This is a genomic window from Streptomyces sp. NPDC048295, assembly GCF_040652135.1.
GTDB lineage: Bacteria > Actinomycetota > Actinomycetes > Streptomycetales > Streptomycetaceae > Streptomyces.
The window spans coordinates 139,375-156,922 of record NZ_JBEZLL010000016.1 but is presented as its reverse complement, the minus strand read 5'-3'; the positions used below and the strand labels follow the sequence as shown (position 1 = coordinate 156,922).

At 70.0% G+C, this 17,548-nt stretch carries 16 protein-coding genes and 1 pseudogene; 9 read left to right on the top strand and 8 right to left on the bottom strand.

The features are described 5' to 3' along the window. Positions 1 to 45: 45 nt before the first annotated feature. Positions 46 to 219 (top strand): annotated as a pseudogene (locus AB0D53_RS23890) (transcriptional regulator); the annotation flags it as partial. A 16-nt stretch (positions 220 to 235) separates the two neighbouring features. On the opposite strand, the gene AB0D53_RS23885 reads toward AB0D53_RS23890, so the two are convergent. Further along, a complete protein-coding gene (locus AB0D53_RS23885; protein WP_362449786.1) occupies positions 236 to 1,075 on the bottom strand; it encodes an alpha/beta fold hydrolase in 840 nt (279 codons plus the stop codon). Positions 1,076 to 1,132: 57 nt separating this feature from the next. Here AB0D53_RS23885 and AB0D53_RS23880 point away from each other — a divergent pair, with 57 nt between their 5' ends. From AB0D53_RS23880 to glpK, 3 genes are all read left to right on the top strand, one after another. Continuing rightward, positions 1,133 to 1,606: a MarR family transcriptional regulator gene (locus AB0D53_RS23880; RefSeq protein ID WP_362449784.1), complete on the top strand. Its 474-nt coding sequence runs from the start codon at positions 1,133 to 1,135 to the stop codon at positions 1,604 to 1,606. Between the two features lie 136 nt (positions 1,607 to 1,742). After that, positions 1,743 to 2,588 (top strand): MIP/aquaporin family protein, encoded by an 846-nt coding sequence (locus AB0D53_RS23875; RefSeq protein WP_362449782.1) that lies wholly within the window; start codon positions 1,743 to 1,745, stop codon positions 2,586 to 2,588. 46 nt (positions 2,589 to 2,634) lie between these two features. Beyond that, complete coding sequence (gene glpK, locus AB0D53_RS23870) at positions 2,635 to 4,152, top strand: glycerol kinase GlpK (protein ID WP_362449780.1); 1,518 nt, start codon at positions 2,635 to 2,637, stop codon at positions 4,150 to 4,152. Here the strand turns inward: glpK and AB0D53_RS23865 are convergent. Next, entirely contained in the window at positions 4,139 to 5,395 is a 1,257-nt protein-coding gene (locus AB0D53_RS23865) for an MFS transporter (protein ID WP_362449778.1), read from the bottom strand. The genes glpK and AB0D53_RS23865 overlap by 14 nt on opposite strands. 502 nt (positions 5,396 to 5,897) lie before the next feature. On the opposite strand from AB0D53_RS23865, the gene AB0D53_RS23860 reads away from it, so the two are divergent. Then, positions 5,898 to 7,931, top strand: coding sequence for a transglycosylase domain-containing protein (locus tag AB0D53_RS23860; RefSeq protein WP_362449776.1), 2,034 nt, complete (start codon positions 5,898 to 5,900; stop codon positions 7,929 to 7,931). Beyond that, complete coding sequence (locus AB0D53_RS23855) at positions 7,928 to 9,229, top strand: hypothetical protein (protein WP_362449775.1); 1,302 nt, start codon at positions 7,928 to 7,930, stop codon at positions 9,227 to 9,229. The genes AB0D53_RS23860 and AB0D53_RS23855 overlap by 4 nt, the downstream gene beginning before the upstream one ends. A 72-nt stretch (positions 9,230 to 9,301) precedes the next feature. Here AB0D53_RS23855 and AB0D53_RS23850 read toward each other — a convergent pair whose 3' ends face one another. From AB0D53_RS23850 to AB0D53_RS23840, 3 genes are read right to left on the bottom strand one after another with little or no spacing between them, the layout of a single operon-like run. Continuing rightward, a complete protein-coding gene (locus AB0D53_RS23850; RefSeq protein ID WP_362449773.1) occupies positions 9,302 to 10,339 on the bottom strand; it encodes an ABC transporter substrate-binding protein in 1,038 nt (345 codons plus the stop codon). Between the two features lie 53 nt (positions 10,340 to 10,392). Continuing rightward, entirely contained in the window at positions 10,393 to 11,256 is an 864-nt protein-coding gene (locus AB0D53_RS23845; protein ID WP_362449771.1) for an ABC transporter permease, read from the bottom strand. Next, positions 11,246 to 12,061 carry an ABC transporter ATP-binding protein gene (locus AB0D53_RS23840; RefSeq protein ID WP_329816396.1) on the bottom strand — a complete coding sequence of 272 codons (816 nt, stop codon included), beginning with the start codon at positions 12,059 to 12,061 and terminating at the stop codon, positions 11,246 to 11,248. The genes AB0D53_RS23845 and AB0D53_RS23840 overlap by 11 nt, the downstream gene beginning before the upstream one ends. Before the next feature lie 218 nt (positions 12,062 to 12,279). Between AB0D53_RS23840 and AB0D53_RS23835 the strand changes: the two genes are divergently transcribed. From AB0D53_RS23835 to AB0D53_RS23825, 3 genes are read left to right on the top strand one after another with little or no spacing between them, the layout of a single operon-like run. Next, positions 12,280 to 13,878 (top strand): sensor histidine kinase, encoded by a 1,599-nt coding sequence (locus AB0D53_RS23835; protein ID WP_362449768.1) that lies wholly within the window; start codon positions 12,280 to 12,282, stop codon positions 13,876 to 13,878. Then, positions 13,875 to 14,588 (top strand): response regulator, encoded by a 714-nt coding sequence (locus AB0D53_RS23830; RefSeq protein WP_362449766.1) that lies wholly within the window; start codon positions 13,875 to 13,877, stop codon positions 14,586 to 14,588. The genes AB0D53_RS23835 and AB0D53_RS23830 overlap by 4 nt, the downstream gene beginning before the upstream one ends. Further along, the gene (locus AB0D53_RS23825; RefSeq protein ID WP_362449764.1) at positions 14,585 to 14,956 is read left to right on the top strand and encodes a DUF779 domain-containing protein; all 372 of its coding nucleotides are present in this window, start codon (positions 14,585 to 14,587) and stop codon (positions 14,954 to 14,956) included. Before AB0D53_RS23830 ends, AB0D53_RS23825 begins: the two co-directional genes overlap by 4 nt. A gap of 35 nt (positions 14,957 to 14,991) precedes the next feature. Here the strand turns inward: AB0D53_RS23825 and AB0D53_RS23820 are convergent, their stop codons facing one another. From AB0D53_RS23820 to AB0D53_RS23810, 3 genes are all read right to left on the bottom strand, one after another. Next, entirely contained in the window at positions 14,992 to 15,186 is a 195-nt protein-coding gene (locus AB0D53_RS23820) for a hypothetical protein (protein ID WP_329816392.1), read from the bottom strand. 134 nt (positions 15,187 to 15,320) lie between these two features. Continuing rightward, positions 15,321 to 16,238 carry a phosphatidylinositol-specific phospholipase C/glycerophosphodiester phosphodiesterase family protein gene (locus tag AB0D53_RS23815; RefSeq protein WP_362449761.1) on the bottom strand — a complete coding sequence of 306 codons (918 nt, stop codon included), beginning with the start codon at positions 16,236 to 16,238 and terminating at the stop codon, positions 15,321 to 15,323. Between the two features lie 133 nt (positions 16,239 to 16,371). Beyond that, positions 16,372 to 17,487: a ricin-type beta-trefoil lectin domain protein gene (locus tag AB0D53_RS23810; RefSeq protein ID WP_362449759.1), complete on the bottom strand. Its 1,116-nt coding sequence runs from the start codon at positions 17,485 to 17,487 to the stop codon at positions 16,372 to 16,374. Between the last annotated feature and the right edge of the window lie 61 nt (positions 17,488 to 17,548).

Here is a 17,548-nt window from a genome sequence, read left to right as displayed (position 1 = left end):
GCGCAGCAGGCGCAGGCCGTTGAGGCCGACGATGACGGTGGAGCCCTCGTGCCCGGCGAGCGGCGCGGCCGCTCGGTGAGCTACGCGCTGTACGACAACCACGTGGCCGAACTCCTCGACCAGGCTCTCTTCCACGTTGAGCACCTGCGCCTCGGCCTCCACGACGCCCCGGCGCGGGGAGCCGCGGAGGCCGGTGACACGGTGCCGGCCGCGCACTGAGCCCGGGGGCCGCGCGTCACACGGCGCCGTCCCCCCGCGCGAACACGTCCGTCAGGAAGTTCCCGAGGATCTCGCCGAAGGCGTCCGGCCGTTCCATGTTGGGATAGTGCGCCGCTCCTTCGACGCTCGCCTCGCGACCGTCGGCGACCGTCCGTGCGAGGCGCCGGGCCATGGCGAGGTGGTCGTCGGAATCGATGCCGCCCGTGACGGTCAGCACCGGGACGCCGATCTTCGCCGCCCGCGCCCAGGTGTCGGGTACGGGCACGAGCAGGTCGGGTTCGTCGGCGGTGTGCTTGGCCAGCGTCCGCTCGGCCATCGCGCGCAGACGCCGTACAACGGCGCCGTCGACGTCGTCGAGTGTGCGGTGCGGGCCCGCCGCGAAGAGCATGAAGGCGTCGATCCAGCCCGCCACATCACCTGCGGCCAGGGCACGGGCCTGCTCGGCCAGGACCCGGCAGGACCAGGAGTCGTGGAACTCGGGCTCGCTCGTACCCGCCCCGCTGACGACCAACGCGCGCACCAGACCAGGATGTTCGAGCGCGGTGTCGACCGCGGTGGCCCCGCCCATCGACACTCCGACCAGGACGGCGGGGCCGGCGTCGAGCCGGCGCAGCAGGGCGGCCAGGTCGTCCGTGTGACGGAAGGGCCTGCTCGCATTGGACGATCCACCGTGCCCGCGGGCGTCCGGCACGATCACACGGTGGTCCCGTGCGAGCTCCGGCACCTGGTCGTCCCACATCCCGTGGTCCAGGAATCCACCGTGCAGCAGCACCAGCAGCGGGCCCTTCCCGGTGTCGCGGTGGACGAGACGGCCGTCGTCGGTCTCGAAGGACTTCAACTCGGAGGCAGCATTCATGACAACCAAGGTGCCATCCACTCGCCATTCTGACAACCAAGGTGTCATGATGGCCGCATGACCGACACCGATCCGCCCCTGGCACCCGAGGAACTGGCCCAACGGCTCACGGAGGTCTTCGCCCTGGTCGGCCCCCTCTACCGGCGTGTGCAGCGCAAGGTGGAGCAGGCCACCCCGATCGAGGGCCTCTCCGTGGGCGTCCGTGCCGTGCTGGACCTGCTGCGTGAACACGGCCCGATGACGGTTCCGCAGATGGGCCGGGCACAGGCGCTGAGCCGGCAGTTCGTGCAGCGCATGGTCAATGACGCCGTGGCCGGGCACCTGGCCGAGATCATCCCCAACCCCGCCCACCAGCGGTCCTCCCTGGTCCGGCTGACCGAGGGCGGCAGGGCGGCGATCACCGCGGCCGTGACCCGCGAGCAGTCCCTGCTGCGCCGGGTGGAGGGAGATCTGACCGATGCCGAGGTGACGGCCTGCGTACGGGTGCTCGGCAGGATGCTGGACCTCTTCGACCAGGTCGACGTGGACTGAGACCGCACGGGGCACTGCTCCGGAACGTAACGAAACGGCGCGTCCGCCACCGCATGCGGAACCTTTTCCTGCCGTTTACGCTCAGATGTGGATCTATGCCGCCAGGAGTCGTTGATCGACAGGAAGCGAGCTCTCCATGGAGCGGCTCAAGAAGTCCGGAATCGTCGGGGAACTCTCAGCCGAGTTCCTCGGCACGATGATCCTGATCCTCATCGGCTGCGGCGTCGTGGCGCAGGTCGTGGCCGGCGGTGCGCTCACCGATCCGCCGGGCGGCCTCGGCAATCACGACAGCATCGCCTGGGCCTGGGGTCTCGGTGTCACTCTTGGTGTGTATGTGGCGGCCAGACTGAGCGGAGCCCATCTCAATCCCGCCGTGACGCTCTCGCTCGCCGCGTTCAAGGACTTCCCCTGGAAGAAGGTGGCGCCCTATTCCCTCGCGCAGGTCGCGGGGGCGTTCGTCGCGGCCCTGCTGGTGCGCTGGAACTACACGGAGGCGCTGGCCAAGGCGGATCCCGGACACACGATCAAGACACAGTTCGTGTTCTCCACGCTGCCCGCCAACGGAAACCCCGCACTTCCGGTCCACGAGTGGGGAGCCTTCCGGGACCAGGTCATCGGCACCGCCATTCTCGTACTGCTGATCTTCGCGGTCACCGACCTCCTCAACACCCCGCCGGGCGTCAATCTCAGCCCGTTCATCGTGGGCCTCATCGTGGTGGCCATCGGCATGGCGTTCGGGACCAACGCGGGGTACGCGATCAACCCCGCCCGTGACTTCGGCCCCCGGCTGGCCAGCTTCCTCACCGGTTACGGAGGGGCCTGGCGGGACCAGTACGGGAACTTCTACTTCTGGGTGCCGATCGTGGGCCCGTTCGTCGGCGGCCTGGTGGGAGCGTTCGTCTACAAGGCCTTCATCGGCCGCTTCCTGCCCTCGGCGGAGGAGGAACCGGAAGGCACCATCCCCGTACTCCCGGAGAAGTGACGCCCGGTCCCGTCACCGAGCCCGGACTCAGGAGAGGCAGCATGCCATGGCGGACTTCATCGGCGCAGTGGACCAAGGCACCACCAGCAGCCGCTTCATGATCTTCGATCACGGCGGCAACGAAGTGGCCAGACACCAGTTGGAGCACGAGCAGATCCTGCCCCGGCCGGGCTGGGTGGAGCACGATCCGGTGGAGATCTGGGAGCGCACCAACTCGGTGATGCAGACCGCTCTGCGCACCGGAGGTCTGAGCGGCACGGATCTCGACGCCATCGGCATCACCAACCAGCGCGAGACGACGGTCGTCTGGGACCCCCGCACCGGCCGGCCGTACTGCAACGCCATCGTGTGGCAGGACACCCGCACCGACTCGATCGCCAAGGCCCTGGAGAACGAGGGATACGGCGAGATCATCCGGCGCAAGTCGGGCCTGCCCCCTGCCACTTACTTCTCCGGCGGGAAGATCAAGTGGATCCTTGAGAATGTCGAAGGGGTCCGCGCGGCCGCCGAGCAGGGACACGCCGTGTTCGGGAACACGGACTGCTGGGTGTTGTGGAATCTCACCGGCGGCCCCGACGGCGGGATCCACGCCACCGATGTGACCAATGCCAGCCGGACGATGCTGATGAATCTGGAGACGCTCGACTGGGACGACGAGTTGCTGGACATCTTCGGCGTCCCCCGGGCGATGCTCCCGGCCATCCGGTCCTCCTCCGACGCCGAGGCGTACGGCCGCACGCGCACCTCCCGGCCGCTGCGCGCAGCGATCCCGGTCACCGGGGTGCTCGGCGACCAGCAGGCGGCCACGGTGGGGCAGGTGTGCTTCGAGCCGGGCGAGGCGAAGAACACGTACGGCACCGGCAACTTCCTCGTGCTCAACACCGGCACGGAACTGATCCGGCCCAAGCACGGCCTGCTCACCACCGTCGCCTACCGGTTCGGGCAGAGCCCGCCGGTCTACGCCCTGGAGGGCTCCATCGCGGTCACCGGGTCCGCGGTGCAGTGGCTGCGGGACCAGATGAAGATCATCTCGAACGCGAGCGAGAGCGAACATCTCGCCCGGACGGTCGAGGACAACGGCGGGATGTACTTCGTACCGGCGTTCTCGGGCCTCTTCGCCCCGTACTGGCGCTCGGACGCCCGGGGTGCCATCGTCGGCCTGGCCCGCTACAACACCAACGGCCATCTGGCGAGGGCCACCCTGGAGGCCATCTGCTACCAGAGCCGGGACGTGGTGGAGGCGATGGAACAGGACTCCGGCGTCCATCTCGACGTGCTCAAGGTCGACGGCGGGGTCACGGCGAACGACCTCTGCATGCAGATCCAGGCCGATGTCCTCGGCGTACCCGTCAGCCGTCCGGTCGTCGCCGAGACGACCGCGCTCGGTGCCGCCTACGCGGCCGGTCTGGCCACCGGGTTCTGGCGGGACCAGGACGAGTTGCGGGACCACTGGCAGGAGTCGAAGCGGTGGGAGCCGCGGTGGAGCGAGGAGCAGCGGGCGGAGGGTTACGCCAACTGGAAGCGGGCGGTGGAGCGCACCCTCGACTGGGTCAGCGTGGGGTGACGGTCCGGCGCGCCGCACTGGAGCGGGCTCGGCCGCCGGTGGTGTCTCCCGAGCGGAGGATCACGAAGGGAACGAGCGCGCCGAGCAGCAGAACACCGGCGAGTGCGATCCAGCCGGCCGTGCCGAGGGCGAGGACGACGCCGGTCATCAGTACCGGGCCCGCGACCCTGTTGGCCACCGTCCGGCTGGTGTTGAACAGCACCAGGTAGGCGCTGCGCGCCTGTTCCGGTGCCAGGTCGAAGGAGAGGGTCCACGAGGCGCCGACCTGGAGCAGCTCGGCGAACGTCAGCAGGACGACGGCCGCGCCGAACACCAGCAGCGCCTCCCGTGCCCCGAGGCCGGGCGCGGCGGCGAAGGCCAGGGCGCCGCAGCTGAGCAGCAGGGCCGAGGCGGCATACGAGAGCCAGGCCCGGCGCGTGGTGCCGTAGCAGCGGTTGAGGGGGTACTGGAGGGCGATGCAGAGCACGGTGTTGACGGCGTACAGGATGCCGACAAAACGCTCCGGTACGTCCGTCCCGGTGACGAGCCACAGCGGGAAGGCCACGTTGAGCACCGGCATCCAGAGCGACACCATTGCGTTGTAGGCGGTGAAGCCGAGCAGCCGGCGGTCCTTGAGCAGGTCCGTCACCCGGGCACTCCCGGCCGCCGCCGTCGCCGCCTCCTCCTCCCGTCGCGCGGTGGCGTACACCGCGGCGACCGCCACGTAGGCGACCGCGCCCCCGATCAGCAACGGCCGGAAGGCTTCCGGCGCGCCGGAGCCCAGGGCGAGTCCGGCGATCAGCCCGCCCAGGCTGATCCCGAGGTTGACCACGGTGCGCTGCACGGCCATGACCTTCGCGCGCAGGCTCTCCGGGGCACGAGCACCGACGTACGACTGCACCAGTGGGGGTGAGGACTGCTCCGTGACGGCGATGACGGCGACCACGAGGAGAAAGCTCCACCAGCCGTCCACCCGGAGGTAGCCGACGGTGGCCAGTGCGCGCAGCAGCATCACGCCGATCAGCACTGGCTTCGGCCCGAAGCGTCCGGCCAGACGGGCGATGGGCACGGCGGAGGCGACGGCGACGGCCCCGCCGATGGTCAGACCCGTTCCGACGGACGAGGTGCTGAGATGGGCGACCTTGACGAAGTAGATGGTCGAGACGGCGAGGAAGAGGCCCGTTCCGGTCCATTCGATCAGCGTGGCGCCCTGCACCAGCGGCAGGTACTGCCGGTGGCCGGGGACGGGTTCCACACGGGACACTGCTTCCCCCTGCGCGATGCGTCGTCTGACCATGGCGATGCACCGGCCGTCGGGCCCGGCAGCGCGCCATCGGACCCTAGACGGGTGGCCCCGGTGTCGCCACGGCACCCCCGCGCGCGCGTGCCACGGTTGGCCGGAAGGCGCTTGACGCTCCGTCGGTCCCGTTCCCCGGCCGTCGCCGGGCCCGGCAGGTCACGGAGACAGCCCGGCGTTCCGGCCGGCCCGGGCGGGCGCGGTGAATCGAATTGGCCGGTTCGATGCCGGGCGGGCCGGGCGGCAGGACGGCCGACGACCGGGCCGCTGTCACGGGCGGAGCCAACCCGGCAGGTGCGCTCGCGGCGGCCTGTTATCTTTACGTGACTTCGCGCCGGAACTCTCGGTCATCCTTTGGCCTTCACTCCGGCTGAGTCGACGTGCCGGCATGCGGCGGCGGACGCTCAATGACCACTGCACGGGCACGGTCGCGGTCTGCGGCCGGCCCGGCCTGTCATGGCTGGACGGAATGACACAGCACAACATATTCAGCAGGACGGCGCGGGCCGCACGGACGGTGCTGGTCCCGGGAACGGGGCGCCGGAAACAGACGAAGCGCCCGTCCGTCCGCCTGCTGCGCAGACCGGACTTCCCGCGCGCGGGCCGGCAGGGCTGGCGAAGATGGGTGCCCTCCTGGCGGCTGGCCCTGGGCTCGGTCCTGATGTTCACCGGGACACTGGCGACCGTGGTGGGCATCGCCTACGCGCGAACGGACATACCCGAGGACCTCAACGCCTTCGCCACCCAGCAGGACACCGTCTACTACTGGGCCGACGGCACGCCGATGGCCCGGACCGGCTGGGTGAGCCGCCAGGAGATGCCCCTGTCGAAGATCCCCGACCACGTCCGATGGGCCGTACTCGCGGCGGAGAACGCCAACTTCTACTCCGACCACGGGATTTCGACGCAAGGGATCACCCGCGCGCTGTGGCGCACGGTCGGTGACGGTGACACCCAGGGCGGCTCCACCATCACCCAGCAGTACGTCAAGAACGTCTATCTGTCGCAGGACCAGTCCTTCTCCCGGAAGTTCACCGAGATGCTGATGGCGGTCAAGCTGGACCGCCGCCTGAGCAAGGACAAGATCCTCCAGGAGTACCTGAACACCAGCTGGTTCGGCCGCGGCACCTACGGCCTCCAGCGTGCCTCGCAGGCCTACTACGGCAAAGAGGTCACCCAACTCAACGCCAGCGAGGGCGCGTTCCTCGCCTCCCTGCTCAAGGGGGCCTCGCTGTACGACCCGGCCGTCAACCCCCGCAACCGCGAGCGGGCCGTCGAGCGTTGGCGGTGGACGCTGGACCGCATGGTGGAGATCGGCAGGCTGAGCCCGGCCGAACGGGCCACGTACACCACCTTCCCCGAACCGAAGCCCCCGCACCGCCCGAACAGCGCGGGCGGACAGGACGGCTATCTCGTCCAGCTCGCCGAGTCGTACGCCAAGCGGGCCGGACACATCTCCGACGCACGCTTCGACCTCGGCGGCTACCAGATCTACACGACGTTCGAGAAGCCGCGGATGACCGCCCTCACCCGAGCCGTCCGCGACGCGCGCGGCGCACTCGACCCCGACGAGCGCAAGGCCGACCGGTTCGTGCGGTTCGGGGCCGCCTCCGTCGCCCCGGACGGCCGGATCCTCGCGGTGTACGGCGGACCGGACTTCGAGCGGCAGGCGTTCAACGAGTCCAACGCGGGGACCGTGCCGGCCGGTTCGGCGTTCACCCCCTTCGTCTACGCCGCCGGGCTCCAGCACGGGATCACGCACAAACGCAACAGCCCACGCTCCGCCGTCACACCGTCGACCGTGTACGACGGCGACGACGACATCCCCGTCATGACGCCCGAAGGCCCCTACTGGGACCGCAGCGGGAAGATGGTCAAGGGCCGCAACGACGGTGACACCTCCTACGGCCGCATCAGCCTGCACGACGCCATGGCGAAATCGGTGAACTCCCCCTTCCTGCAACTCGGCATGGACACGGGCCTGAAGCTGGTCCGCGGCACGGCCGAGGCCTCGGGGCTGCTCCCCTCCAGCTTCGGCCCGCCCGTTCCGGCGTTCGCGATGGGCAACTCCACACCCAGCGCCATCCGGATGGCCGACGCGTACGGAACGTTCGCGGCCCACGGCGTGCACACGGACCCCTACTCGGTCCGCAAGGTCACCCGCAACGGCGAGCCGGTCCGGCTCGACCTGCCCCGCCCCAGGCGCGCCGTCCGCTCCGACGTCGCCGACGAGGTCACCTCGGCGCTCGACCGGTCCGACGGCCCCAAGGGCGCCGCCTCCGCCGCACCGGTCGCCGCCAAGACCGGAACCACCGAGGACGACACCGCCCGCTGGTACGTCGGATACGGCCCCGTCGCGTCCACCGCCGTCGTCGTCTACCGGATGGACCTGACGAAGAGCCTCGCGCCACTGCCGCTCAAGGGGCTGGCCGGTGGTCCGGCGGACGACGGGAAACTCCCCGCCCAGATCTGGAACACATACACGGAAGCCACGACGAAGTGACAGACACCAGAGAGAATTCCACTGTTCGCCGCATACGGGCCCGGCTCACGCCCCGGGTCGTCCTCGGGATCGCGGCATGTCTCGCGGTGTCGGGTTCCGCGGCACTCGTTCCGCTGATGTCCGGCGAGGACGCGGACCGCCGGACCCCGCAGCAGGGCACACGCACCGTCGCCGCGCCGAAGCCGACCGCCACCGAGCACCGCGGGGACAAGGCGAGTGCGGAGGAGGAGAACTGGGACGGGAAGGTCAAGATCCTGGGGGACGGCTCCACGTCCTACACCGGGCCGCAGCCGAACCGGCCGAAGGCCGAGCGGCTCAAGCCCGGTGAACGGCCGCCGCAGTTCGTGGTGTTCTCGTGGGACGGCGCGCTGGAGGGCGACGACCACATGTTCTCGCGCTTCCGCCGTGCGGCGAAGGAGAGCAATGCCCACATGACGTTCTTCCTCACCGGCATCTACCTCCTCCCCAAGGAGAAGCGGGACCTCTACCAGCCGCCCCAGCACAAGACCGGGGCCGCCGCGATCTCGTACCCGACGCGCGAGCACATCCGGATGACGCTGGACCAGCTCGGTGGCGCCTGGAAGGAGGGCAACGAGATCGGGTCCCATTTCAACGGCCACTTCTGCGAGAAGAAGGGCGGTGGGGACTGGAGCAAGAACGAGTGGATCAGTGAGATCAGCCAGTTCTACTCCTTCGTGCAGAACTGGAAGACCAACACCGGCTACAAGGACCTCGATCCGCTCCCCTTCGACCCCACCCGTGAGGTCGTCGGCGGCCGGGCTCCCTGTCTGGAGGGCCAGAAGACGCTGCTTCCGGCGACCAAGCCGTTCGGCTGGCGCTACGACGCGAGCTCCCCGGGCGACTTCCAGATCTGGCCCTCCAAGAAGGACGGCGTCTGGGACTTCCCGCTCCAGATGCTGCCGTTCCCCGGCAAGGACTTCCAGGTACTGTCGATGGACTTCAACTTCCTCTACAACCAGTCCGAGGGCAGCACCGAGGGCGACCCGGCCAAGTACGCGACCTGGCGTGAGGAGGCACGGAACGCGTACGTCGCGGGCTTCGACCGGGTCTTCCACGGCAGCCGGGCGCCGCTGTTCATCGGGAACCACTTCGAGGACTGGAACGGCGGCATCTACATGGACGCCGCCGAGGAGACGATGCGCGAGGTCTGCCCCCGCAAGGAGGTCCGCTGCGTGTCCTTCCGCGAACTGGCCGACTGGCTCGACGCGCAGGACCCCAAGGTCCTCGCCCAGTGGCGGACCCTCGACCCCGCCCAGCCCCCGAACTGGAAGCAGTAGCCGAACGCACGGGCAGCGCGGCTCCGGCCGGAGTCGCGCTGCCCGTGGGGGCGGGTGCCGTCGGCCCCGCGGTCAGTTCGCCTTCTCGACGAACTCCGTGGTGTACGTCTTGGCGAGGTCCACCTCGGCGTCCTTCAGGTTCGGGTTGAAGGCCTTCAGGACCCGTTCGACGGTGGCGGGGCCGTCCGCGGGCATCACGCCGTCCTTGGTGAACATGGGCAGCGTGCTCTTGATGGCCTGTGCGTACAGGGCCTTGCCGCCGCCCTGGGCGTAGTCGGCGGGCATCTTCGCGGCGATCTCGTCCGCGCTGTGCGTGGACATCCACTTCAGCGTCCTGACGAAGGCGTTGGCCAGCTTCTGGACTGTCGCCTTGTGGCTGTTGACCCACTCGGTCTGCATGTAGAGGCTGGACGACGGGTAGAGCCCGCCGAGCGCCTCCTTGGACCCCTCGGGCGTCCGCATGTCGATGAGGATCTTGCCCAGCTTCTTGTCCAGGATGGTGGCGACCGTCGGGTCGGTGGTCATGCCGCCCTGGATGGAGCCCTGCTGGAGGGCGGAGATGAACGTCTGGCCGGCTCCCACCGCGACGGGTGTGAACTCGCTGGTCTGCACATCGCTGTTGACGGCCAGGTATTTCGTGAGGAAGTCGGTGGAGGACCCGATGCCGGTCACGCCGAGCTTCTTGCCCTTGAAGTCCTTCGCCGACCTGATGTCGTCCGCCGCCTGGTTGGACACGATCTCGACCTCGCCAGGGGCGTGGGAGAACTGGACGACGGACTCGACCTGCTTGCCCTTCACCTGGAGGTCGAGGGTGTGGTCGTAGAAGCCCACGGTGCCCTGGACGTCGCCGGAGACCAGCGCCGTCTCGGCCTGGACGCCGGCGGGCTCGGTCAGGAGCTGGACGGAGACGCCCTCCTCCTTGAAGTAGCCGAGCCGTTCGGTCAGCATCGCGGGCAGGTAGATGACCTTGTCCAGGCCCCCGACCATGATCTTGACCTTGTCGTCCTTGCCACCGGAGGCCGAGGTCGAGTCGCCGCCACAGGCGGTGAGGCTGGTCAGGGCGAGTACGCCGACAACGGCGAGGGCCGGGATCCTGGTGGATGTACGCATCTGATTCACGTCCTTGTGAAGAATGGGGCGGGGTTACGGAGGGCCGTGGGGCGTCAGCGGGCGCTGTCGGCCTCGGCCGGTTTCCAGCGGAAGAGCCGCTTCTCCAGGAAGGTCAGCAGGCCTTCGGCCAGCAGCGCGACGATCGCGAGGATGACCATCGCGGCGTAGACGCCGGCGGCGTTGAACGTGCCCTGGGAAGCGGCGACCAGCAGTCCGAGTCCCTTGGTGGCCCCGATGTACTCACCGACGATCGCGCCGATGAGTGCGAAGCCGAAGCTCACATGCAGGCTGGTGAAGATCCACGACGTGGCGGAGGGGATGACCACCTGAAGGGTGACCTGTCGGTTGCTGGCCCCCAGGATGCGGGAGTTGGCCACGAGATTGCGGTCGACCTCGCGTGCGCCCTGGAAGGCGTTGAAGAAGACGGGGAAGAACACGAGGACGACCGCGGAGGCGACCTTCGAGGCCGGGCCGAGACCGAACCAGATGAGGAAGATCGGTGCCAGCACAATACGGGGCAGTGCGTTGAGCACCTTGATGTACGGCCCGAGCACATCGGCCGCGAACCGGACACGGCCCAGCGCGATGCCCAGCACCACACCGGCGAGCACACCGATGACCCAGCCGAGCAGCGCCTCGTAGAGCGTGTACCAGATCTGCTCCCAGAGGGAGCCCTGAGCGGTTCCGTCGACGACCCAGGTGCGGATCTGGTCCCAGATCTTCGACGGCATGGAGAAGTTGAACGGATCGATGACCGCGGCGCGGGCCAGCCATTCCCATAGTCCGACGACCAGGAGGAGGACCGCGATCCGGCTGCCCGTCACCAGGTACGTGCGGTTCCTGGCGGCCCGCGCCCTGGCCCGGCTCCGCTCGGTCTTGGTGACGGCGGCGCTCGCGGTGATGGTGTCAGGCGACATCGAGGGCACCCCTCTCGCGGGTGATGCGGACCTCTTCGCCGAGCGAGGACCAGATCTCCCGGTAGATCTCGACGAACCGCGGTTCCAGCCGCACCTGTTCGACCTTGCGGGGACGGGGCAGATCGATCTCGAAGACCTCCTTGACCGTGGCGGGCCCGGCGGTCATGACCACGACCTTGTCGGCCAGCGCGATGGACTCCTCCAGGTCATGGGTGACGAAGACGACGGAGGCGCCGGTGCCGGCCCACAGCTCCAGCAGCTCGTCCGACATCAGGGCCCTGGTCTGCACGTCGAGCGCGGAGAACGGCTCGTCCATGAGCAGGATCTCGGGGTCGTTGACGAACGTCGCCGCGAGTGCGACACGCTTGCGCTGACCGCCGGACAGCTGGTGGGGGTAGCGGTCCTCGAAGGAGGAGAGGCCGACCCTGGCGAGCCAGTCCCGGGCCCGCTCCTTCGCCTCGGGCTTGGCCACGCCGCGGAAGCGGGGACCCGCCATCACATTGGACAGGACGGTCCGCCACGGGAAGACCGCGTCCTGCTGGAAGACGAAGCCGACCTTGTCGCCGATGCCGCGCACCGGTTCCCCGGCCACCAGCACCTCGCCCTCGGTGGGCTCCTCCAGGCCGCTGACCAGGGTCAGCGTGGTCGACTTGCCGCATCCGGTGGGACCCACCACGGCGACGAACTCGCCGCGCCCGATCGTGAGGTCCAGATCCCGTACGGCGGTGTGGAGCGTCCCCGACGGGGTCCGGAACGCTTTGCTCGCCCCCCGCAGCTCGATGGCGGGGCTCGTTTCGCTGTTCATGGGGCGGGACGCTAGAGCCGCCCCGAGGACGCGGGCACCCTTGCGCCCACAACTCCTGGTTCTGCCCATAACGCGGGGTTCTGCTCGTTCTGCTCGCGCTCCGGCAACGAATGCGACACGGGGACTGGCCATCGGCGACCGTGACGTTTACGTTGCGTTCACACAAGGACGAAACGGAGCATCATGTTCCTGGCCGGAGGAAGGCAGAGGGCGAGCACATGCGCATTCACTGGCCCCGCCGTGTCTTCGCCCAGGTGCTCCTCACCCAGGTGGCCATCACCACCGGAGTGATCATGCTCATCACGGGGCTCTTCCTGGCCCCCCTCAGCCACCAGCTCGACAACCAGGCGATGCACCAGGCACTCTCCATCGCCCAGACCACCGCCGCCGAACCCGGTCTGGTACGCGATCTGAGGAGCACCGACCCCAGCCCCGGCGGCCCGGTGCAGGCCGAGGCGGAACGGATCCGGCGGGCCACCGGAGCCCTGTACATCGTCGTCATGGACACCCGCGGGGTGCGCTGGTCGCACACCGACACCGCACAGATCGGCAGGCACGTCTCGACCGACCCCAGCACCGCGCTGGGCGGCCGCGAGATCATGCAGATCGACGACGGGACCCTGGGCCGGTCGGCTCGGGCGAAGGTTCCGCTCCGCGACGGGCACCAGGACATCGTGGGCGCCGTGTCGGTGGGCATCGCCTACGACAGCGTCCACGACCGGCTGCTGGGGACCATCCCCGGTCTGCTGCTCTACGCAGGCGCGGCGCTCGCCGTGGGTGTGCTGGCCGCGCTGGCGGTCTCCCGAAGGCTCCAGCGCGGCACGCACGGGCTCGCCTTCGCCGACATCTCCGCGCTGCTGGACGAGCGCGAGGCCATGCTGCACAGCATCCGCGAGGCGGTGCTCGCCCTCGACGCACGGGGCCGGATCCGGCTGCTCAACGACGAGGCGCAGCGCCTGCTGGAACTGGACCAGGAGGCCGTCGGACGCCCGCTGGGCGAGGTGCTGCCGCCGGGCCGTACGGCGGAGGTGCTGGCGGGGCGGGTGGACGGCGCCAACCTGATCACCGTCTGCCGGGGCCGGGTACTGATCGCCAACCGGATGCCGACCGGGGACGGCGGGGCCGTGGTCACCCTGCGCGACCGCACCGAGCTGGAACTGCTGGGCCGTGAACTGGACTCCACCCATGGGCTGCTGGACGCGCTGCGTGCCCAGGACCACGAGCACGCCAACCGGCTGCACACCCTGCTCGGGCTGCTGGAGCTCGGCAGGCACGACGCCGCGGTGGAGTTCGTCGCGGAGGTCACCGACGGTCACCGGGCCTCGGCGGAGCAGGTCGCCGAGCGCGTCAACGACCCCCTGCTGTCCGCGTTGCTGGTGGGCAAGTCGGCCATCGCGGCGGAGCGGGGCGCGTCCCTGCGCGTCTCGCCGGGCACCCGGCTCCCGGACGTGGTGGTGGACCCGCGCGATCTGGTGACCGTTCTCGGCAACCTCATCGACAACGCGCTGGACGTCGCCACGCTCATCGAGGTGGAGCTGCTCGCGGAGGGCAGCACGGCGGTCCTGCGGGTCAGCGACAACGGTCCCGGAGTGCCGCCCGCGATGCGTGAGCAGATCTTCACCGAGGGCTGGTCCACCAAGGAGTCCCCCGCGCACCGCGGGCGCGGTCTCGGTCTGGCGCTGGTGCGCAGGCTGGCCGAGCGCTACGGTGGCGCGGCCCGCGTCACGGCCCGCGCCGGCGGCGGCGCGGTCTTCACCGTCGTCCTGCCCGAGGCACTCACCGTCCGGCCGCTGACAGAAGTAGGAGAGTCGCGATGATCGATGTCCTGGTGGTGGACGACGATTTCCGGGTCGCCGAGATCAATGCCGCGTACGTGGCCAAGGTCCCGGGCTTCCGGGTCATCTCCCGTGCGCACACCGCCGCTCAGGCGCTGTCCTTCCTGGAGCGCGACCATGTCGACCTCGTGCTCCTCGATCACTATCTTCCGGACGAGACGGGGCTGACGCTGGTGCGGCGGCTGCGCCAGCTCGGCCACCCGGCCGATGTGATCATGGTGACCGCGGCCCGCGACGTGTCGACCGTCCGGGCCGCCATGCGGTACGGGGCGCTGCAGTACCTGGTCAAGCCGTTCAGCTTCGGCGGGCTGCGGTCCAAGCTGGAGAGCTACGCGGCCCTGCGCCGGACCCTCGAAGGAGTGGGCGGGGGCCGCGGCGAGGCCGGGCAGGAGCAGGTCGACCAGATCTTCGGCGCCCTGCGCACCACGGATTCCGGCCCGGCCGGCGGGCTGCCCAAGGGACATACCGCGCCGACCGCGGAAGTCATCCGCCATGTCCTGTCGGCCGCCGAGGGGCCGCTGTCCGCGCACGAGGTGGCCGCACGGGCGGGGCTCAGCCGCTCCACCGCGCAGCGGTACCTGAAGTATCTGGAGGGCGCGGGCCGGATCAGTCTCAGCCTCAAGTACGGCGACACCGGCCGCCCCGAGCACCGGTACGCGTGGGCGGACCTCCGTCCGGAGCCGCTGCGATGAGCCCGTCGGGCGTGTCGCCGGTGGAGCTCACCCCCGCGGCCGCGGAGTTGCTGCGGCGGCTGCGGGAGACCCATGGGCCGCTGATGTTCCATCAGTCGGGCGGCTGCTGCGACGGCAGCGCTCCCATGTGCTACCAGGACGGCGAGTTCCGCACCGGTGGCTCCGATGTGCTCGTCGCCTCGCTCGATGTCGAGGGGGTGGCGGAGCGCATCCCCTTCTGGATGTCGAGGAGCCAGTTCGAGGTGTGGGCGCACACCCGGCTGATCGTCGACGTGGTGGAGGGGCGGGGCAGCGGCTTCTCGCTGGAGGCCCCTGAAGGGGTGCGGTTCCTGATCCGTTCGCGGCTGGCCGGCCCGGACGGGGGCTGACCAGCCGCTCCTGATCGCCGGGCAGGGCGCCGGGGTCAGGGTGTGAGGTTGCTGACGACGTCGGCCGTGGCGGCCAGGCTGTCCTGGATGGTCGGCGCCATGCTCGTACCCGCGAGGAAGAACCCGAGCATGGCGCAGACCAGCGCATGCGAGAGCTTCAGCCCGCCGTTGCGGAGGAAGATCACCGCAAGGATCAGCAGAAGCAGCACCAGTGAGATCGAAATGGCCATGGCCAACCTCCTCCGCCGCGCCGGAATGCGGCATTTGGCCGCCAGTGTGGCGCAGCGAGGGAGCCGTCCGGCGCACTGGCGTGTCCGCCATCCGGGTATTGACTGGCTGTCACGCTCGGGGCCGTGCGCCCCGGTCAGCCACCGAGGCGGGCGGCCCCGGTCCGGATGTCCCGGTCGTGGATGCGGAGGAAGTGTTCGAGCCCTGCCAGGTCATCGGTGTTGAGGTGGTCGACCCCGGCGGCCAGCAGCTCCGTCCAGACCGCCTCCCGCTCCGGTCCCGGCGCGTCGGGCGTGGCCCAGAAGCGCACGCGCTGGCCGCTCCGGTGGGCCCGGGCCACGTGCGCGCGCAGTTTGTCCCGCTCCGCGGCGGGGAAGGGGCCCGCGCCCAGCCAGCCGAAGTCGTCGGTCCAGCTGCTGCTGATGAGCGGGATGAACGAGGCGGTGGCCGAGGTCCCGAGGTCCTCGGGGCGGCCGTCGTAGAAGGCGTGGCGGGTGTGCTGCGCCTCCATCGGGGCGCGGGCGGCGCGGTCGCCGGAGATCACGGGGGTGACGGCGCCGGGGCGTACCCGGCCGTGGTGGTACGACGTCAGCATCCGCCGGTAGTGCCGCAGCTGCCGGTCGAGTTCGAGATAGGCCGCGGCGCCGTCCGTCTTGATGTCGATCAGCAGCTGCACGGGTTCGTGGTGGCCGGGGTGGACCGTGCCGTGGTTGGCCCGGACCCTGGCCAGCAGCGGGTCGAGGTAGAGCGAGGCGAGGGTGCGGGCGGGGTCGAGGCCGGTGGCCTCGTGGGCGACCAGCAGTTCCCCGTCCACCAGGAAGATGTCGGCCTCGACACTGGTGAATCCGTGCCCGAGCGCGTCGTGCAGGGGGCGCGTGTGCAGATAGTCGTTGTGTGCGTGGGCCCGGCGCAGCGGCTGCGCGCGGTGGCGCCGTGCGGCCGGTGACGCGGTGGCCGCTTCGGACGCGACGGCCGTCTGCGGGGACAGCAGCGCGCCTGCGGCCACGGTGGCGAGCGCGGTGGTGAAGACGGTTCGGCGGGTCGGGAACGCCATGGATTCTCCCGGGGCGAGTGGTGGACCGGACGGGCGGACGCGACCGAGTATGCGGCGGCACCCACCGCAACGAGCGGCCGCCGCACAAGAGTTGACCGGTTCGTCGTCCGCCCGTCGGTTGGCGTTCCCCCGGTCAGGCCGGAAGCGTCCAGCGCTGGTTGGCGCCGCCGGTGCAGGTGTAGATGCCGAGCGGGGTGCCGTTGGCGCTGCCGCCCCCGTAGGCGTCGAGGCACTTTCCGGTGGCGGGATTCAGCAGGGCCGCTCCGTCGGTCCGCCACTGCTGGGCGGCCGAGCCGTCGCAGACCGCGGTCCCTGCGGTGGTGCCGCTCACGGTCAGGCAGTGGAACTGCGCGCGCAGCGTGCCGTCGGACGCGCGTACCCAGTTCTGGTTGTTGCCGCCGTTGCAGGTCCAGAGTTCCAGCTGCGTTCCGGTCGTGCCGCCGGGGATGTCGACGCAGGCGCCGCCGATGCCGGTGAGGGATCCGGACGACGAGTTGCCGATGCCGTCCTCGTGCACACTGCCGCCGCTCCGGGCACTCACCCCGGCGCCACTGGAACAGGTGCTGCTGACGCTGGTGGAGCCGAGGGCGGCGGTGACGGCCTGGCTGCCGACGGTGCCGGCGGGCAGGTCGAGGAGGGCCTTGGAGTACGGGGAGTCGGCGCAGGTCGCGGCGTTGTTGTTCCAGTCGAAGTACTCGACCCAGTCGACCATGCCGCTGGTGGCGATCTTCGCTCCGGTGCCGGTCTGGAGGCTGCCGAGGACGAACGAGGTGCCGGCCGTGTCGTCGGTGATCGTGGCCCGGTACCAGCCGGCCGTGGTGTCGGGTGCGACACGGAAACGGTAGTGGTGCCCGGCGGTGAACCGTTCGCCGAGGCGGCAGGTGTAGCCGGTGCCGCCTTCGGCGAACGTCTGGCAGTAGGTGCCCGTGCTTCCCGGCCGGCCTCCGGTGGAGTCCCAGAGAGAGAAGAGGAACAGGCCGCCGCCGGCGCGGTTGCGCTGCATGCCGATGTAGCCGCCGACCCCGTTGGTGAAACCGAACTGGTGGGACCAGAAGACGTTCGCGCGGCCGGGATCCGACTGGACGGTCGTTCCGAAGGTGACCTCGTCGAGTGCGGTGGTACCGGCCGGGAAGGTGTAGTTGCTGTACGAACCCGGGGTCTGGCCGGCCGCGGCGGACGGCCCGGCCAGCCCCAGGCAGGCGGCGACGGCGAGGATCACCACCACGACGGTGGCGCGTGTTCTGCGCATCTCCCACTCCTTGTCCGGGCGGACGGAACCGCCCTTTGGTCATGGACTCGTCAACAAGGGT